The sequence below is a fragment of the Vibrio sp. 03-59-1 genome (assembly GCF_013114135.1).
In the GTDB taxonomy this organism is placed as follows: domain Bacteria; phylum Pseudomonadota; class Gammaproteobacteria; order Enterobacterales; family Vibrionaceae; genus Vibrio; species Vibrio cortegadensis.
In genome coordinates this window covers 155,691-173,543 of sequence record NZ_VTYA01000013.1, presented here as the reverse complement: position 1 = coordinate 173,543, position 17,853 = coordinate 155,691, and the positions used below count along the sequence as shown (strand labels likewise).

16 protein-coding genes, 1 tRNA gene and 1 riboswitch are annotated in these 17,853 nt (G+C 43.3%); of the genes, 12 read left to right on the top strand and 5 right to left on the bottom strand.

All coding sequences use genetic code 11. From position 1 onward, the window contains the following. Positions 1-10: 10 nt before the first annotated feature. Entirely contained in the window at positions 11-1,000 is a 990-nt protein-coding gene (moaA, locus tag F0249_RS14530; RefSeq protein WP_017051489.1) for a GTP 3',8-cyclase MoaA, read from the bottom strand. Then, positions 989-1,154: riboswitch (molybdenum cofactor riboswitch) on the bottom strand. It overlaps the preceding gene by 12 nt. Before the next feature lie 178 nt (positions 1,155-1,332). Between moaA and F0249_RS14525 the strand changes: the two genes are divergently transcribed. Then, positions 1,333-2,220, top strand: coding sequence for a YvcK family protein (locus tag F0249_RS14525; protein ID WP_029203240.1), 888 nt, complete (start codon positions 1,333-1,335; stop codon positions 2,218-2,220). Positions 2,221-2,287: 67 nt separating this feature from the next. Here the strand turns inward: F0249_RS14525 and luxU are convergent, their stop codons facing one another. The 3 genes from luxU to uvrB all read right to left on the bottom strand — a co-directional run bounded on the left by luxU (position 2,288) and on the right by uvrB (position 6,338). Then, on the bottom strand, positions 2,288-2,629 hold the full coding sequence (gene luxU, locus F0249_RS14520; RefSeq protein WP_017051487.1) for a quorum-sensing phosphorelay protein LuxU: 342 nt from the start codon (positions 2,627-2,629) through the stop codon (positions 2,288-2,290). 1 nt (position 2,630) lies between these two features. Next, positions 2,631-4,031 (bottom strand): quorum-sensing sigma-54 dependent transcriptional regulator LuxO, encoded by a 1,401-nt coding sequence (luxO, locus tag F0249_RS14515; protein WP_113799964.1) that lies wholly within the window; start codon positions 4,029-4,031, stop codon positions 2,631-2,633. Positions 4,032-4,307: 276 nt separating this feature from the next. After that, positions 4,308-6,338: an excinuclease ABC subunit UvrB gene (gene uvrB, locus F0249_RS14510; protein WP_017051485.1), complete on the bottom strand. Its 2,031-nt coding sequence runs from the start codon at positions 6,336-6,338 to the stop codon at positions 4,308-4,310. Positions 6,339-6,860: 522 nt separating this feature from the next. Between uvrB and F0249_RS14505 the strand changes: the two genes are divergently transcribed. From F0249_RS14505 to gloA, 9 genes are all read left to right on the top strand, one after another. Beyond that, a tRNA-Asn gene (locus tag F0249_RS14505) sits at positions 6,861-6,936 on the top strand. Between the two features lie 190 nt (positions 6,937-7,126). Then, entirely contained in the window at positions 7,127-7,708 is a 582-nt protein-coding gene (gene rsxA, locus F0249_RS14500) for an electron transport complex subunit RsxA (protein ID WP_017051484.1), read from the top strand. Further along, the gene (rsxB, locus tag F0249_RS14495; RefSeq protein ID WP_136994263.1) at positions 7,708-8,304 is read left to right on the top strand and encodes an electron transport complex subunit RsxB; all 597 of its coding nucleotides are present in this window, start codon (positions 7,708-7,710) and stop codon (positions 8,302-8,304) included. Before rsxA ends, rsxB begins: the two co-directional genes overlap by 1 nt. Before the next feature lie 8 nt (positions 8,305-8,312). Further along, positions 8,313-11,069 carry an electron transport complex subunit RsxC gene (rsxC, locus tag F0249_RS14490; protein ID WP_171757063.1) on the top strand — a complete coding sequence of 919 codons (2,757 nt, stop codon included), beginning with the start codon at positions 8,313-8,315 and terminating at the stop codon, positions 11,067-11,069. After that, positions 11,069-12,115 carry an electron transport complex subunit RsxD gene (gene rsxD / locus F0249_RS14485; RefSeq protein ID WP_171757062.1) on the top strand — a complete coding sequence of 349 codons (1,047 nt, stop codon included), beginning with the start codon at positions 11,069-11,071 and terminating at the stop codon, positions 12,113-12,115. The genes rsxC and rsxD overlap by 1 nt, the downstream gene beginning before the upstream one ends. Before the next feature lie 8 nt (positions 12,116-12,123). Then, complete coding sequence (gene rsxG / locus F0249_RS14480) at positions 12,124-12,759, top strand: electron transport complex subunit RsxG (RefSeq protein ID WP_171757061.1); 636 nt, start codon at positions 12,124-12,126, stop codon at positions 12,757-12,759. Further along, complete coding sequence (locus tag F0249_RS14475; RefSeq protein WP_171757060.1) at positions 12,752-13,441, top strand: electron transport complex subunit E; 690 nt, start codon at positions 12,752-12,754, stop codon at positions 13,439-13,441. Before rsxG ends, F0249_RS14475 begins: the two co-directional genes overlap by 8 nt. Positions 13,442-13,516: 75 nt before the next feature. Next, the gene (nth, locus tag F0249_RS14470) at positions 13,517-14,152 is read left to right on the top strand and encodes an endonuclease III (protein WP_017053476.1); all 636 of its coding nucleotides are present in this window, start codon (positions 13,517-13,519) and stop codon (positions 14,150-14,152) included. Positions 14,153-14,206: 54 nt separating this feature from the next. After that, complete coding sequence (gene gloA, locus F0249_RS14465; protein ID WP_171757059.1) at positions 14,207-14,617, top strand: lactoylglutathione lyase; 411 nt, start codon at positions 14,207-14,209, stop codon at positions 14,615-14,617. Positions 14,618-14,705: 88 nt separating this feature from the next. Here gloA and F0249_RS14460 read toward each other — a convergent pair whose 3' ends face one another. Beyond that, positions 14,706-15,587 carry an OmpA family protein gene (locus F0249_RS14460; protein ID WP_113799952.1) on the bottom strand — a complete coding sequence of 294 codons (882 nt, stop codon included), beginning with the start codon at positions 15,585-15,587 and terminating at the stop codon, positions 14,706-14,708. A gap of 185 nt (positions 15,588-15,772) precedes the next feature. On the opposite strand from F0249_RS14460, the gene rnt reads away from it, so the two are divergent. Further along, the gene (rnt, locus tag F0249_RS14455) at positions 15,773-16,429 is read left to right on the top strand and encodes a ribonuclease T (protein ID WP_017053621.1); all 657 of its coding nucleotides are present in this window, start codon (positions 15,773-15,775) and stop codon (positions 16,427-16,429) included. Positions 16,430-16,484: 55 nt separating this feature from the next. Then, a complete protein-coding gene (locus F0249_RS14450) occupies positions 16,485-17,810 on the top strand; it encodes a Na+/H+ antiporter family protein (RefSeq protein ID WP_171757058.1) in 1,326 nt (441 codons plus the stop codon). The last annotated feature ends 43 nt before the right edge of the window (positions 17,811-17,853 follow it).

Below are 17,853 nucleotides of genomic sequence, written 5' to 3'. Positions count from 1 at the left end.
ATTTTGGAGTTTAGCCGCCAATAGAGGCTAGATGTGGTGTCATTCCAGTATTTCCATCTTGCAAAAAGTGGCTTACGGATTTCGTTTGCAGCTGAGCTTGAATACGCTCAATAAGTTCCGCTTCTTGATTGTCCTGCTGCAAGAGATCTCGAAGCTCGACACCATGATCACCAAATAAGCATAGGTGGAGTTTTCCTTTCGCTGAAATTCTCAAGCGATTACAACTCTCACAGAAATTTTTCTCGTACGGCATGATCAGGCCGATCTCACCTTGGTAGTCAGCATGAACGAAAACTTGCGCTGGTCCATCGTTGTGAGAGCGAGCTTTCAAAATCCACCCATTCGCAATAAGCTGGTTACGAATCGCGACACCCGATACATGATGCTTATTAAATAGCTCATCCATTTCGCCCGTTTGCATTAATTCAATGAAACGTAGCTGAATTGGGCGATGTTTAATCCAGTTTAAAAATGCAGGAAGTTCGTGACTGTTTAAATCTTTCATCAGCACGACATTGACTTTAACTTGCTCGTAACCAACTTCAAATGCGCGGTCAATTCCAGACATAACCTCTTTGTATTTATTTTCACCGGTGATCTGATGAAACATACGAGGGTCTAAACTATCAACACTGACATTAATATGCGTCAAACCCGCATCACGCCAGTCAGCAACCTGCTTTTCCATCCGGTATCCATTAGTCGTGGTTGCAACTTTCTGAACACCTGAAGTACTCGCTACAGTTTGGATAATATCGAGGAAGTCTTTACGCAGACTTGGTTCACCACCTGTGATTCGCACTTTAGAAGTGCCACAGTCAGCGAAAGCTTTAACCACCCTTTTGATTTCAGGTAGCGCTAAAAAAGACGAGTTTTTCTGCCCCGAAGGCTGGTAGCCATCAGGTAGACAGTAGGTACACTTAAAGTTACAAACATCAGTAACCGACAAGCGCAAATAATAAAATTTGCGTTGGAATTTATCTTCGAATTGTTGTGCCACGGAACACCTTTCCAAATACGGGAGGCAGAATCATTTCCAATTCAGCCCTTGTGACAACATGTCACTGGCTCAAGTGGCTTATCATAAAAACACTTTACGATTAACGGATGTGCATTTATAACTTAGCCATTAGAGCTCGGAGTTATGGCAGCTATTAATAACTTTGACAGTTCAATAGCAGCTATGGGGTAAAATACTTAAAATCTATTTGTGAATCTAGCCTTAACTTGAAAAAACCTTGCTGATCCCTCAATTTACTCCCTATTGAGTATTAGAGATTAACGAAATATTCTAAATTGTAGTTGGTTATGAATAAAATGAAGAAGAAAAGAATGAATTTATATTCATCAAAGAAAGTGGTCGCAATCGGTGGAGGACATGGATTGGGGCGAATGTTAGCGGCGCTTAAAGATTTTGGTTCCAATGCAACAGGTATTGTCACTACCACTGATAATGGCGGTTCAACGGGTCGTATTCGTCACTGCCAAGGAGGCATAGCTTGGGGAGACACTCGCAACTGCATCAACCAGTTAATTACCGAACCCTCTATCAGCTCGATGATGTTTGAATACCGATTCAAAGGCACAGGTGAACTTGATGGGCATAATCTTGGTAATCTGATGCTAACTGCACTGGATAACTTGTCGGTACGCCCTTTAGAGGCCATCAATCTTATTCGAAATATGCTTGGTGTTGATCTAAATATTGTTCCAATGTCCGAACACCCTTCTGACCTTACTGCACTATCTCTTGAAGGACAGTGGGTAACCGGAGAAACGAACGTTGATGAAATGGAACAAGATCTACGCCGCTTAGATTTATCACCAGAAGTACCGGCAACGAAAGAAGCGGTTTCTGCCATCCTTGAAGCCGACTGCATCATTCTGGGCCCTGGTAGTTTCTTAACCAGTATTATGCCTCCACTCCTCCTGCCCGAGATAGGGAAAGCAATCGCTCAAAATTTAAACGCAAAATTGATATTTGTTGAGAACCTATCACCAGAATATGGTCCTGCTGGGCGGATGTCGCTGAAACAAAAAATCGAGTGGTGCGAACGTTCATGTCAGGCACGTAAGGTTGACGCTATCTTAGGCGACACACCGCATCCTGAGCTAGAACAAGATTGGAACTGCGTAACGACAGAATTAGCCTCTCCCAACCGCGATTGGCGTCACGATCGAGAGAAACTACAACAAGCCATTGAATCACAACTACTATAATAAGTTGCGGTCATTAAACGGCGCGACCATTAATCCAACACCGTAATGAAATAAAAAGAGTGAATGACTACTGGCTGACTAAGCCTAGATATTTCACTCTTGTTTCTTGAAGTAACTCAACCATTGCCATGAGATCAATATCGGCATCAATCTGCTGATTCAGTTTAACCTTATTATCCACTTCTACCGCATACGCGCATAATTTTTCCGCACCAAAACTTGCTGCACTACTTTTTAAGGCATGGCTGATTTCTGCAAGATTAGTCATCGCTTTAGCGTCATCACTGCTTGTTAAGGTTTCAATGTAAGAGCTTAATTCGCCTAAAAATATATCGAGTAGAACCGGGACATTCTCTTCACCAATATCTCGAGCCAAATCGTTGATTTTATCTTGATTTAAAATATTCATATTAAGTACTTTGCTGCTCTTTATTATTCCAATTCTGAAGCTTCCGATAAAGTGTAGAAGGACTCACATCCAAATAGCCTGCCGCTCTTGGAATATTGCCATCACACGCTTTAATCGCTTGCTCAATCGCTGTTTTTTCCGTCAACCATAATGGAAAAATATCCTGTACGGAGATCTCTTCTCGGCGTTTTTTCTCTAGTGACATCTGATTTTCAATCGGGCGATTAAGTGGCGGAGGCAACATATTGAGAGTGATCTCTTTACCATGATTAAGAACCACCACGTTTCTCAGAACATTCTGTAGCTGACGTACATTTCCTGGCCATTCATATTGATTAAATCGGTCGAGAACCTCAGGCGCGAAGCGAACAAAGCCTTTACCCTCTTCGAAAGACATAAAACCAAGCAATGAGTAGGCAATTTCAATGACATCCTCCCCTCTTTCACGCAGTGGTGGCAGATGAAGCGGAATAACATACAGACGATAGTATAAATCTTCTCTGAAGCGGCCTTCTTGAACTTCTTTCCAAGGATCTCGGTTGGTGGCACATACAAAACGTACATCCACACTCTTCATCTTAGACGAACCTACTTTCTGGAAAGTGCCTGTCTGAATAAAGCGTAATAATTTGGTTTGAAGATCCAAATCCATCTCGCACAATTCATCGAGAAAAAGCGTTCCACCATCGGCTAGCTCCGCCGCACCTTGTCGATCAGTTGCCGCGCCAGTAAATGCACCTTTAACATGCCCAAACAGTTCACTTTCAATCAAATCTTTAGGTATCGCAGCACAGTTAATCGCAATGAATGGTTTATCACCACGTTTGCTTGCGGCATGAATCGCTTCTGCACACACCTCTTTACCCGTACCACTTTCACCTGTGATGAAAATACTGGCTTTACTGCTAGCGGCGGAATCAATGGTGCGGTATACCGCCTGCATTGTTTGGCTACTGCCGATAAAACCTTGGTAATTTTGATTATGAGGGTTTTCCGATTCGTTCTTTAATTTCGTCGCTTTACGAATCGCATTATTAACGGTGACTCTTAACCGATCCGCCTCACAAGGTTTAATTAAAAAGTCTTGAGACCCATGGCGCATCGCTTCAACAGCAGTATCAATTGAACCATGTGCAGTCATAAAAATAACCGGAACATCAGGATAAGATTGTTTCACTGCGAAGAGTACGTCCATACCTGTCATATCGGGTAAACGTAAATCGAGTAGAATAAGATCAGGCGTGCGGTGGTTTAAGCTATTGATAGCATCCCGCCCAGTGCCAACAATATTAATATCAATACCCAAAGGGGTTAGATAAGAGCGATACAGCGCCGCAACGGAGGCCGTATCTTCGACCATCAGTAAATACTTAGATTTCTGAGTTTCGGGAGTTTGTTGCATAACCTAGCCATTTTATTATTGCATTTTGTTTAATAATCGCATTACGAGTTGCATTATGCAAATATAACAATGTGTACAACCAACTAAATGTTCTAACCATACGTTTTGTATGGAATTATTGTTGGCATGCCGTATGCAAATATAAAAATGGCCTTAGGGTCACCTAGCCAACTGACGTTGTTAGTGAAGTTATTCTTCACAAATTACAGCCAGCAGAATCTTTCTACTGGCTATTTTTTTGTTTCAATTCCGCGAGCATAACCCCAACATTGAAGGTTAGCTATTTGCTATAAACTGGGCCCTTAATTTCTCTATTTCATCACGTTTAGCCGCTGCTAGTTCAAATTCTAAATTCTGCGCATGCTGGTACATTTCACCTTCAAGTTTACTGATCGCTTTATCGAGTTGCTGCGGCGAAAGCACCTCATACGCAGCGGAAGACTCGGCCACTTTAGATAGCGGTACTTGCTTCGATTCACGCTGTTTTCTTGACTTGGTAATATCCCCCAGCTCCATAATATCTTTAATATTACGTTTGAGAGCTTGTGGCACAATTCCCTGCTCTTCATTGTATTGTTGCTGCTTTATACGGCGTCTTCCGGTTTCATCAATCGCTTTTTTCATCGACTTGGTGATTCTGTCACCATATAAAATTGCTTTACCCTCTAGATTTCGTGCCGCACGTCCAATCGTTTGGATGAGAGATCGTTCGGAACGTAAAAAACCCTCCTTATCGGCATCCAAGATTGCCACTAAGGACACCTCAGGCATGTCTAACCCTTCTCTGAGTAAATTAATGCCTACTAACACGTCAAACTCGCCTAGTCTTAAGTCTCGAATAATTTCAACCCGCTCTACGGTATCAATATCAGAATGTAAATAGCGAACTTTGACATCATGCTCATGTAAGTACTCGGTGAGATCTTCTGACATACGCTTTGTGAGTGTGGTAACCAAAACTCGCTCACCTTTCGCGGATCGTATGCGAATTTCAGAAAGTAAATCATCGACCTGCGTAGCAACCGGACGAACTTCGATCTCTGGATCGAGCAACCCTGTCGGACGTACGACCTGATCTGCAATGTCATCGCCTGATTTGTCTAATTCATAATTGCCTGGAGTTGCCGACACAAATATGGCTTGCGGGGCAATGGATTCAAACTCATCAAACATCATTGGACGATTGTCTAGCGCTGACGGTAACCGAAAGCCAAACTCTACCAAGGTCTCTTTACGTGAACGGTCACCTTTATACATGGCACCAATTTGCGGAACAGTAACGTGAGATTCATCGATGACAAGCAGCCCATCCCTAGGAAGGTAATCAAACAGTGTTGGTGGTGCTTCACCCTCTTTACGTCCACTCAAATAACGAGAATAGTTTTCGATGCCTGAGCAGAAACCGAGTTCATTCATCATCTCAAGATCAAACAGAGTTCGCTGCGAGATCCGTTGCTCTTCCACCAGCTTATTATTCTCTTTCAGGTAGCTTTGACGCTCTTCGAGCTCTTTGCGGATTTTCTCTATGGCTTCAAGTATTTTCTCTCTCGGAGTGACATAGTGAGTTTTAGGATAGATAGTATAACGTGGTAGATCTCGCTGCTTCACAGCCCCCGTCAATGGGTCAAAAATACTAATACAATCAATTTCGTCATCAAACATCTCGATTCGAACCGCATCTTGTTCAGATTCAGCAGGGAATACATCAATAACTTCGCCACGGACTCGGAACTGACCCCGTTCAAATGTCATGTCATTTCGAGAATACTGCAATTCAGCCAAGCGACGTAAAATATCACGCTGATCTAAGATATCGCCCCTGCGTATATGCAGCATCATTTTCAAATAGGAGTCAGGATCACCAAGACCATAAATTGCAGAAACCGACGCAACAATAATCGCATCCTTTCTTTCTAGTAGTGCTTTTGTTGCTGACAGTCGCATCTGCTCGATGTGTTTATTAACTGCTGCGTCTTTCTCAATAAAGGTATCAGTGGTTGGCACATAAGCTTCTGGTTGGTAGTAATCGTAGTATGAGACAAAATATTCCACAGCATTATTAGGGAAAAATGATTTCATCTCCCCGTATAACTGAGCGGCTAACGTTTTATTTGGTGCCAGAATGATCGCAGGTCGTTGCGCTTCTGCAATCACATTTGCAAGAGTAAATGTTTTGCCTGATCCAGTAACGCCTAACAATGTTTGATGAGCGAGACCGTTATCTAGCCCTTCTAATAGCTGTTTTATCGCTGTTGGCTGGTCCCCTGAAGGTTTGTATTCAGATACCAAATCAAAAACTTTGCTCATGTTTGTCTCTACCTATTGCTGCTCAAATCCGGAGAGTGACATTGTCGCCATAGGTCACACATAGATGCAACTTAAACCTTTAAAAAAATGGACAACAATGGTTAGAAATAGCGCTAGATTCTGTTTTTTATATTTGCTATTATCTTCGCCCCATCAGGTTTTATTCGTACTTTTCTCAAATTTTTTCATCCACGACTTTTCCCCAATAATACCAATGTTATCCCCAATTTTATTTATTCTAAAAAATAGATAAAACACCAATCCAAACAAAATACCTTAAAATCAATAAGTTAATGGTAATACTGTTTTGCTGTTACTTTCCTTTATTATGTCCAAAACAGTTATCAAACTTTAACTAACACACTTATCCACAAATTTGGTGGATAAGTAAACCAAGCCCAAAGCCAGTAAGGGCTACGAAAAAGTAAAGTTTTTTTTCAATAAATAATTTTAATTTTATCGCTAATTTTCTATTGACAGGCATTAAATCTGTCGTTAATATTCGCCCCGCTTTCAAGCAATTCCCCCTTAGTTCAGTTGGTAGAACGGCGGACTGTTAATCCGTATGTCGCAAGTTCAAGTCTTGCAGGGGGAGCCAATTTTAAAGAAGCCGTATCTTAGGATACGGCTTTTTGCGTTCTAAGCTGCGGCATTTCATTCTCACCACCGATTTCCATGATTTTGCGACTAATTTTCCATCATCTATATAAAACCTTAGCTTTACTTGGTTGTTATTAAACTCGCAAAGCAGGATAATATTGGGATCGGAATTTCAGACTAAAATTATTATGACCGAATATTTTTTGTTGTTAGTCGGCACAGTGCTGGTAAACAACTTTGTACTAGTGAAGTTTTTAGGGTTATGTCCATTTATGGGAGTTTCTAAGAAATTAGAGACCGCAATAGGTATGGGCCTTGCCACTACGTTTGTGCTAACTCTGGCATCGGTATGCTCATATCTCGTTGAAAGCTATATTCTTGCTCCATTAGGAATCGAATACTTACGAACCATGAGCTTTATCCTCGTGATCGCTGTTGTGGTGCAGTTCACCGAGATGGTAGTTCACAAAACGAGTCCTACTCTCTATCGTTTATTGGGTATATTCTTACCCCTCATCACCACTAACTGTGCGGTTTTAGGGGTAGCGTTGCTGAACGTGAATGAAAACCACAACTTTATTCAATCCATTATTTATGGCTTTGGTGCTGCGGTAGGTTTCTCTCTGGTTCTTATCCTATTCGCATCAATGCGTGAACGAATTTCTGCGGCTGATGTTCCCGCCCCATTTAAAGGCGCGTCAATTGCAATGATCACCGCAGGGTTAATGTCTCTGGCATTTATGGGCTTTACTGGTTTGGTGAAGTTGTAATGAATAGCATTCTAATCGCAATACTTGCCTTGGTTGTTCTTGCCGCCGTTTTTGGTGTCATTCTTGGTTTTGCATCTATCCGCTTCAAAGTGGAAGCCGACCCAATTGTCGACCAAATAGATTCCATTCTTCCGCAAACTCAATGTGGTCAGTGTGGCTACCCTGGTTGTCGTCCGTATGCTGAAGCGATCGCCAATGGTGACAAGATCAATAAATGCCCTCCCGGCGGTCAAGCCACCATTGAAAAGCTCGCTGACCTAATGGGTGTAGAAGCAGAAGACTCCGCCCACGACTTAACAAACAACATCAAAACGGTCGCCTTCATCCACGAAGATATGTGCATTGGCTGCACTAAATGCATCCAAGCTTGTCCTGTCGATGCTATTGTCGGAGGCACTAAAGCGCTTCATACCGTGATAAAAGATGAATGTACAGGTTGCGATCTCTGTGTAGCACCTTGTCCTACTGACTGTATCGAGATGATCCCACTTGAAACAACAACTGAAAATTGGAAATGGCAAATGAACACGATTCCTGTTGTTGATATTACCAACTCAGATGTAGGTAGCTCTCAGCCGCCACACTCTCAAGCATAAGGATTGGTATGTTGTCATTAATTGAACAAATTCGTACTGGCGCACTGTGGGACTTTCCCGGTGGCGTTCATCCTGCCGAAAATAAAAAGCAATCAAATCAACACGCTATTTCAAATGCTTCAACACCGAGCGAGCTAGTTTTACCGGTTAAGCAGCATATAGGTAAAGCGGGTGACTTAATTGTTAGTGTGGGCGACCGAGTACTTAAAGGGCAAGCCTTAACAAAATACACCATGAGTTTTATGCTGCCTGTTCACGCTCCAACATCTGGCACGATCACCGCTATTGAACCAAGAACCACCGCTCATCCTTCTGGTTTATCCGAGCTTTGTATCGTAATCAAACCAGACAATAAAGAGGAGTGGGTTGAGAGAAGGACTCATCCCGATTTTTCACAACTCCCTTCTGAACAGCTAATTGAGATCATTCGACAAGCGGGTGTTTCCGGTATGGGTGGCGCAGGGTTCCCAACAGCAAAGAAAATTCAATCTGGATTGGCGAAAACCAACATTCTGATCATCAATGCTGCTGAATGTGAACCTTACATCACTGCTGATGATAAATTGATGCAAGAGCATGCCGACGAACTTATCCAAGGTATCGAAATTGTTGAGCAGATTCTTAAGCCTGAACTCACCATTATTGGTATTGAAGACAACAAACCTGAAGCGGTTAAAGCGCTAGAAATTGCAGCGATTAACAAAAATATTGTTATTCGTGTGATTCCAACGAAGTACCCTTCTGGTGGTGAAAAGCAGCTGATTAAGATCCTCACTAACAAAGAAGTACCTGTAGGTAGCATTCCGGCAGACATTGGTATTTTGGTTCAAAACGTTGGATCACTGCACGCAATAAAACGTGCCGTTGTTGATGGGGAGCCGCTGATAAAGCGAGTCATCACACTCACCGGAAAAACATTTAAGCAAGAGCGCAATGTATGGGCGCTTATTGGCACACCTGTTCAGGATTTGCTTAATGAGTTTGGCTATAGCGCAGATAAAAAATTCCCACGCTTAATCATGGGCGGGCCGATGATGGGATTCACTCTCCCTCATGCGATCGTACCAATCACTAAAACGACCAACTGTATTTTAGCTCCAACTCGTAAAGAGATTGCACCAAATCGTCATGAAATGGCGTGTATTCGATGCAGCCAATGTGCGGAAGCTTGTCCTGCCTCTTTATTGCCTCAGCAACTCCAGTGGCATGCAAGAGCCGAAGAGTACGACAAATGTGAAGAACTCAATTTAAAAGATTGTATTGAGTGTGGCGCTTGTGCCTTTGTTTGCCCGAGTGAAATACCGCTAGTGCAATACTACCGACAAGCGAAATCGGAAATAAAGACTCGTAAACAAGAAGCGGATTCTGCCGAAAGAGCTCGAATTCGTTTTGAAGAGAAAAACGCACGTCTTGAACGAGATAAAGCAGAACGAGAAAACCGATTTAAAAAAGCAGCCGATAACCGTCGCCAAGAGATGAAAAAAACGGGCGGTGATGATGCTATTGCAGCTGCAATTGCTCGTGTTAAAGCTCAGCAATCAACGCCAACTGCTCAGCCAGAAAAAGCCGTTAAACCTGCGGTTGCTGCGGCAATCGCTCGTGCAAAAGCAAAACAAGCTGCAGCACAGAATGACGGTAAATCTGAACCTGATAATTCAGAGATGATGAAATTGCGTGAAGAGCGTAAACGTCAGGCAAGAGAGAAGAAAGCAAATAAGGAAGTCACCGCTGACAACTCCGAAGCTCCAAGCAAGAAAGATGCTGTAGCTGCTGCCATCGCCCGCGCTAAAGCCCGTAAAGCGAAACAAGCGGAATCGGAAACCGTTGACGCTGCTGAAACCGTTCAAGCAAGTGATGATCTAGCCGTCGAAAGCGCAGAGCAAGCGCCAGCCGCAGATCCTAAAAAAGCAGCTGTTGCCGCCGCCATCGCTCGCGCTAAAGCCCGTAAGGTGAAACAAACGAAATCGGAAACCGTTGACGCTGCTGAAACCGTTCAAGCAAGTGATGAGCTAGCCGCCGAAAGCACAGAGCAAACGCCAGCCGCAGATCCTAAAAAAGACGCTGTAGCTGCTGCCATCGCTCGCGCTAAAGCCCGTAAAGCGAAGCAAGCAGAATTGGAAACTGTTGACGCTGCTGAAACCGTTCAAGCAAGTGATGAGCTAGTAGTCGAAAGCGCAGAACAAGCGCCAGCCGCAGATCCTAAAAAAGCCGCCGTTGCCGCAGCCATCGCTCGCGCTAAAGCCCGTAAAGCGAAACAAGCGGAATCGGAAACCGTTAACGCTGCTGAAACCGTTCAAGCAAGTGATGAGCTAGCCGTCGAAAGCACAGAGCAAACGCCAACCGCAGACCCTAAAAAAGCCGCCGTTGCCGCCGCCATCGCTCGCGCTAAAGCCCGTAAAGCAAAACAATCGGAATCCGAAACGCCACAAAAGAAAGATTTACTGGCAGATTTAGTCGAACTTGAAATCGCAGATCAACCACCAGCAGTTGACCCGAAAAAAGCCGCCGTCGCCGCAGCCATTGCACGAGCGAAAGCGCGCAAAGCACAATCGGACAATACGGAAATGACACCGACATTGGACACTGATGTCGATACGATTCAAGAAACATCTAAAACGAAAAACTTACTGGCGGATATAGTGGAACTTGAAACCACGGAACAAACACCAGCAGTTGACCCGAAAAAAGCCGCCGTCGCCGCAGCCATTGCTCGCGCCAAAGCACGTAAAGCAAAACAGATACAAGATAACGAGGAGAATGAGTAATGGCCTTTTTTATTGCCAGCTCGCCACACGCGCATAGCCGTCGTAGCACACCCGATTTGATGAAGTGGGTTGCAATTTGCGCACTACCGGGATTAATTGCTCAAACCTACTTTTTTGGATGGGGAACCCTAATTCAACTGGTTCTTGCAATTGCTGTCGCTGTTACCCTAGAAGCAGGAGTAATGCTACTTCGAAAACGATCTCCGCTCTCCTCATTAAGAGACAACAGTGCCTTAGTCACTGCATGGTTACTTGCCGTTGCAATTCCTCCCCTTTCACCTTGGTGGATTATCGTTATCGGTCTGTTTTTTGCCATCGTAATTGCAAAACATTTGTACGGTGGAATTGGTCAAAACCCATTTAACCCCGCAATGGTGGCTTATGTGGTTTTATTGATATCATTCCCAGTTCAAATGACGAGTTGGATTGCTCCCGACCAATTAGTCGCTGATAGCATGTCATTTAATAACGCTTTTTCATTGATATTCAGTGGTTTTAATACTGAAGGATTATCTCTGCAACAGATCCGAGTAGGGATTGATGGCGTCACTATGGCAACACCATTGGATGCCTTTAAAACGGCACTTCATGCTGGGAACACAACAAGTGAAGCACTGGCGCAACCACAATTTAGCGGCATCGCTGGAATAGGATGGGAATGGGTTAACCTAGCGTACTTAGTTGGTGGGTTAGCCTTGATAAAACTTAGAGTGGTTCAATGGCATATCCCTGCCGCATTTATAGGTGGTCTAGTGTTTACCAGTGGCTTATTTATGCTACTTACGCCAGGAGAAACGGCATCGCCTATTTTACATCTACTATCGGGAGCAACCATGCTTGGAGCATTTTTTATCGCTACCGATCCAGTATCAGCTTCGACAACAATTAAGGGTAGGCTCATTTATGGCACTTTCATTGGTGCTTTGGTCTTCATCATTCGTAGTTGGGGCGGTTTTCCTGATGGCGTCGCCTTTGCTGTACTTTTAGCCAATATGTGCGTGCCTCTTATTGATTACTACACAAAACCTAGAACATACGGGCATTAAGGAATCATATGCTAACCGCGATTAAAAAAAACGGTCTGACACTTGCGATCTTTGCCTGCGCATCAACAGGTTTGGTCGCTGTCACCCAGTATCTAACTAAAGATGCCATTCAACAGCAGGAAGAAGCGCAACTATTATCGGTTCTCAACCAAGTGATCCCTCCGGCGCTTCATGACAATGAACTGTATCGTTCATGTACACTAGTAAACGATCCTGCCTTAGGGACGAACCAATCAATGCCCGCTTATATTGCGACTCTGAATGGCAAGCCGAGCGCTATTGCAATAGAAGCCATTGCCCCTAACGGATATAACGGTGCTATAAAACTGATTGTTGGCATTAAGGCAGATGGCAGCATTACTGGGACACGAGTCTTATCGCATCAGGAAACTCCCGGCTTAGGTGATAAAGTCGATCTACGCGTATCGGACTGGATATTAGGCTTTACCGGGAAAAAACTGACTGAGCAGAATGAATCTGATTGGAAAGTAAGGAAAGATGGCGGACAGTTTGATCAATTTACTGGGGCAACAATCACGCCAAGAGCCGTTGTAGGGTCAGTTAAAGATACCGTCTCTTACGTAAACAAAAATAGTCATACTTTATATAACCAAGCATTTAACTGTGGAGGCAGCGATGAGTGATCATAAAACCCTGATCAAAAACGGTTTATGGGACAATAACCCAGCCTTAGTTCAGTTGCTTGGCCTATGCCCTCTGCTTGCGGTTTCATCCACAGTAACGAATGCTCTTGGGCTAGGTATTGCTACCCTGCTCGTTCTAGTGGGTTCAAATGTTATTGTCTCATTAGTTCGAGATTACGTACCTAAAGAGGTCCGAATTCCAGTTTTTGTCATGATCATCGCTTCTTTAGTCACTTGTGTTCAACTACTGATGAACGCCTATGCGTATGGCTTATATCTATCACTTGGTATTTTCATCCCTCTGATTGTCACCAATTGCATTATTATTGGCCGAGCAGAAGCCTTTGCGTCAAAAAATGCCGTTCTACCTTCAGCCCAAGATGGTTTTTGGATGGGACTAGGCATGACATCCGTTCTCGTTCTGCTCGGTGCAATGCGAGAACTCATCGGCAACGGAACGCTATTTGATGGTGCTGATTTGCTACTTGGTGATTGGGCCGCATCACTTCGAATTGAGGTATTCCATTTTGACAGCAGCTTCCTTCTCGCACTTCTCCCGCCAGGAGCATTCATTGGCGTCGGTTTCCTCATTGCCTTAAAAAATGTCATCGATGCAAGAAACAAATCTAAACAGCCAAAAGCAGAAAAAGCGACGATTGAACGTGCACGCGTGACAAGCTAAAGCTGTTCTCAATCGAACCTAAAACGAATTAACGATAATAAATATAAATAAAACAATACTCTAGAAGCAGCCAACATGAACAAGACAAAACGCCTTGAAATACTCAAACGGCTTCGAGAAAATAACCCGAAGCCAGAAACAGAACTCAACTGGAACAGCCCTTTTGAACTTTTGATTGCCGTTCTTCTTTCCGCTCAAGCAACCGATGTGAGTGTCAACAAAGCAACAGATAAGCTATATCCGGTTGCCAATACTCCTCAAGCGATATTCGACTTAGGTGTCGATGGAGTCAAAGAGTATATAAAGACGATTGGGCTTTTTAACTCCAAAGCTGAGAATGTCATCAAAACCTGTCGCCTATTGTTAGATAAGCATAATGGCGAAATTCCTGAGAACCGTGAAGCACTGGAAGCTTTACCTGGTGTGGGAAGAAAAACTGCAAACGTTGTACTTAATACCGCCTTTGGTTGGCCGACCATTGCCGTTGACACCCACATTTACCGTGTGTCTAACCGCACCAAGTTTGCTATGGGTAAAACAGTGGATGATGTTGAAGCCAAGTTACTTAACGTCGTACCGAAAGAGTTCAAGCTTGATGTTCATCACTGGTTAATTCTTCATGGACGTTATACTTGTATAGCCAGAAAACCTCGCTGTGGCAGTTGCCTTATCGAAGATTTATGTGAGTTTAAAGAGAAAACTGACGTATAGAAAGGCGCTAAAAAATTGAGAAACGATTTCAAATACAATTGCTAGGAGCAAATCATGTCAAACGGTCGTATTCTTCACACAATGTTTCGTGTGGGTGATTTAGACAAATCTATTGAGTTTTACACCAATGTAATGGGTATGACTCTACTGCGTAAAAATGAAAACACTGAATATAAATACACACTTGCTTTCCTAGGTTATGGAGACGAGTCACAAGGTTCTGTGATTGAGTTGACTTATAACTGGGGCACAACTGAGTATGATCATGGTGGTGCATTTGGTCATATCGCTATTGGTGTTGATGACATTTATAAGACTTGCGATGCAATTAAGGCGGCGGGTGGGAATGTCACTCGTGAAGCGGGCCCTGTAAAAGGCGGGTCAACTCACATCGCATTTATTAAAGACCCTGATGGTTACATGATTGAACTCATTCAGAATAGCCAAGCATCGTCTGGCCTGTAAGCTCGAACGAGTCGTGACCAACATGCTATAAATGATACACGCTATCAATGGCAATAGGGCAGTACAACACTGCCCTATTTTTTTAATATCAGATTTGAGTTCGTCCTAGAGATATCACCACACGGCGGTTTTTATCTTTACCAATTGGCGATGAATTATCTGCAATTGGACGACGTTTACCATAACCCTGCACTTGAATTCTATTTTCCGGTAATCCCAGCGATTTAAAATATTCGCGTAATGAATCTGCACGACGTTCAGATAAATCCTGAGAGCTAGATTTACTGCCGTTAGAGTCGGTATAGGTCGCCACAAGAACCAAGTCTATATCTTGATTGTATCGTACATAATCTGCAATTTGGCTTAAGCGCTTTCGTGATGCTTTATTTAATTTGTCACTATCGCGCTCATAATGAAGAATCGTAAACGAAATATCCTCGAACGAATAAGGCAATAAATTGCTGATACAATCGCTAAACACATTGTATTTTGCTTGGAATAAAACCGACGACAAAGCGACTTCAATTCGCTGATCACGACTCTGCCAATCTTGATAACTGAAAGTCGGATAGCGACCTTTCTCCAATTCCCCCAAAATCCCCCAAGCAGTTTGCCCACCAATATACCCATCAAATTGTTTAAAGAATTTGATGTTAGTGATTCGATCAGCATTTTCACCCGGCCTCCATGCAGGAGGCATAGAAATGAGACTCACATTGCGAGTTTCCCCCATCGGGCGTCTCATTTTTAGTTCAAAATCGAGATTGATTTTTTTACCCGCGGCTGATGAAAACTCTGCATCACCATAGTTTGGTATTGGGTGAACCAAACGGCACTCCAACGGTGAGTTGGTTACCATTTCCCAAGTAGATTGTTGAGGCGTCGCTACATAACGCTTTTCTATCGCCATAGAAACAGGTGATACCAAAACGGACATCAGCAAACTACTTGTCACGACCAATTTATTCATAAGGGCGAATATCTCTCAATTACGGTTCTACACGGCGACATATTGCCGTTTATTTTTATACCTTCAATTATGCAAAAACCTCGCCAAATAGTTATTTATCTTTTGGTTATTATTCTATTTCTTTGGTTTTTATCACTGTTAGAATCTGCAATAATGCAGGCATTGTTACCCAGATTTGAGCCAACATGACTGTAAAAAATGAAGCACTAACCCTAAAGAAACGCTTTCGTGGCTATTTTCCAGTAGTTATTGATGTAGAAACCGCAGGATTCAATGCGGAAACCGATGCGCTTTTAGAAATTTGTGCTATCACATTACGAATGGATGAACATGGTGATCTGCACCCAGCCTCGACTATTCACTTCCATGTTGAACCTTTTGAAGGGGCAAACCTAGAAAAAGAAGCGCTTGAATTTAATGGCATAAGAGACCCATTTAGTCCTTTACGTGGCGCGGTCAGTGAACAAGAAGCTCTCAAAGAGATCTACAAATTAGTTCGAAAAGAGCAGAAAGATGCCAATTGTAGCCGAGCGATCATGGTTGCTCATAATGCTACTTTCGACCTGAATTTCGTTAATGCAGCAAGTAACCGCTGCAAATTAAAAAGAGTCCCTTTTCATCCTTTCGCTACTTTTGACACAGCAGCGTTAAGTGGCCTCGCCTATGGCCAAACCGTTCTGGCTAAGGCGTGTAAAACTGCAGGGATGGATTTCGACAATAAAGAAGCGCATTCGGCACTATACGATACTCAAAAAACAGCTGAACTCTTCTGCGGCATCGTCAATAAATGGAAAGCCTTAGGTGGCTGGCCGCTTATTGAAGAGACCGAAACAAACCAATAAAACTTTTACTCTTCTCTAATAAAGACGAGCTAAACACAACTTAACCGAGAAAAATATGAATCCTGTTGTTATTTCCGTATGTATCATGCTGGTTTTAGCATTGATGCGCGTGAATGTCGTCGTTGCATTGACATTTAGTGCCATCATTGGTGGACTGGTTTCAGGAATGAGTCTTAATGACGCTGTTTCTGCCTTTGAAAGTGGCCTAGGCGGTGGTGCTACTATCGCTCTTAGCTACGCCATGTTGGGCACTTTTGCTGTCGCCATTTCTAAATCAGGTATTACCGATTTACTGGCTCAAAACGTCATCAAGCATATCCATGGCAAAGAAAATGCCGCTGCCAGTACTGGCCTTAAATACATTGTATTGGTTGCTCTTGTGCTCGTAACGATGTCATCTCAAAATGTCATTCCCGTGCATATCGCCTTTATTCCAATTTTAATCCCACCCCTTTTGGCAGTATTTGCAAAGCTAAAAATAGACCGTCGCCTTGTTGCTTGTGTTTTGACATTTGGTTTAATCACGCCATATATGGTGCTACCTATTGGTTTCGGTGGGATCTTTCTGAACAATATTCTGCTGAAAAACCTGCATGATAATGGCTTAGAAGGTGTGGTGGCGAGTCAAGTTCCAACCGCAATGTTACTCCCGGCTATGGGTATGATTTTTGGTTTACTGACCGCTATTTTCTTTAGCTACCGCAAGCCACGCGAATACAAAGAGACGGAGTTAACCGTCGTTCATAACGAGCCTGCAGCGATTAACAAAAAACACATTCTGGTTGCCTTAGTCGGTATTATCGTCGCATTAACTGTGCAACTTTATACTGGCTCGATGATCATCGGTGCTTTAGCTGGTTTCATGGTATTTACTTTTGGTGGCGTCATTGCTTGGAAAGAGACTCACGATGTCTTTAGCAAAGGCATTCACATGATGGCAATGATTGGCTTTATTATGATCGCAGCCGCTGGGTTCGCCGCAGTAATGAAGCAAACGGGTGGTGTCGAATCTTTGGTTCAAGCACTATCAACCAGTATTGGGGATAACAAACCTTTAGCCGCACTGCTGATGTTGATTGTTGGTCTACTTGTTACGATGGGAATTGGCTCATCATTCTCGACGATTCCAATTCTTGCAACCATTTACGTCCCACTTGCACTCGCTTTCGGTTTTTCACCAATGGCGACCATTGCTCTGGTTGGTACAGCTGCCGCTCTTGGTGATGCCGGTTCACCAGCTTCCGACTCAACCTTAGGCCCGACCTCTGGTTTGAATGCAGATGGACAACATGAACACATTTGGGAAACCGTTGTCCCAACTTTTATTCACTATAATATACCACTGATCATCTTTGGTTGGATTGCGGCGATGGTGCTTTAAACGACACGGGCGAGTAAACATTTTTATTCGCAAATGATACGTT

Coding starts and splice junctions, on each gene's coding strand:
- F0249_RS14525 (WP_029203240.1), top strand. CDS start 1,333: ATGAATTTATATTCATCAAAGAAAGTGGTCGCAATCGGTGGAGGACAT.
- luxU (WP_017051487.1), bottom strand. CDS start 2,629: ATGAATATTTTAAATCAAGATAAAATCAACGATTTGGCTCGAGATATT.
- luxO (WP_113799964.1), bottom strand. CDS start 4,031: ATGCAACAAACTCCCGAAACTCAGAAATCTAAGTATTTACTGATGGTC.
- uvrB (WP_017051485.1), bottom strand. CDS start 6,338: ATGAGCAAAGTTTTTGATTTGGTATCTGAATACAAACCTTCAGGGGAC.
- rsxA (WP_017051484.1), top strand. CDS start 7,127: ATGACCGAATATTTTTTGTTGTTAGTCGGCACAGTGCTGGTAAACAAC.
- rsxB (WP_136994263.1), top strand. CDS start 7,708: ATGAATAGCATTCTAATCGCAATACTTGCCTTGGTTGTTCTTGCCGCC.
- rsxC (WP_171757063.1), top strand. CDS start 8,313: ATGTTGTCATTAATTGAACAAATTCGTACTGGCGCACTGTGGGACTTT.
- rsxD (WP_171757062.1), top strand. CDS start 11,069: ATGGCCTTTTTTATTGCCAGCTCGCCACACGCGCATAGCCGTCGTAGC.
- rsxG (WP_171757061.1), top strand. CDS start 12,124: ATGCTAACCGCGATTAAAAAAAACGGTCTGACACTTGCGATCTTTGCC.
- F0249_RS14475 (WP_171757060.1), top strand. CDS start 12,752: ATGAGTGATCATAAAACCCTGATCAAAAACGGTTTATGGGACAATAAC.
- nth (WP_017053476.1), top strand. CDS start 13,517: ATGAACAAGACAAAACGCCTTGAAATACTCAAACGGCTTCGAGAAAAT.
- gloA (WP_171757059.1), top strand. CDS start 14,207: ATGTCAAACGGTCGTATTCTTCACACAATGTTTCGTGTGGGTGATTTA.
- F0249_RS14460 (WP_113799952.1), bottom strand. CDS start 15,587: ATGAATAAATTGGTCGTGACAAGTAGTTTGCTGATGTCCGTTTTGGTA.
- rnt (WP_017053621.1), top strand. CDS start 15,773: ATGACTGTAAAAAATGAAGCACTAACCCTAAAGAAACGCTTTCGTGGC.
- F0249_RS14450 (WP_171757058.1), top strand. CDS start 16,485: ATGAATCCTGTTGTTATTTCCGTATGTATCATGCTGGTTTTAGCATTG.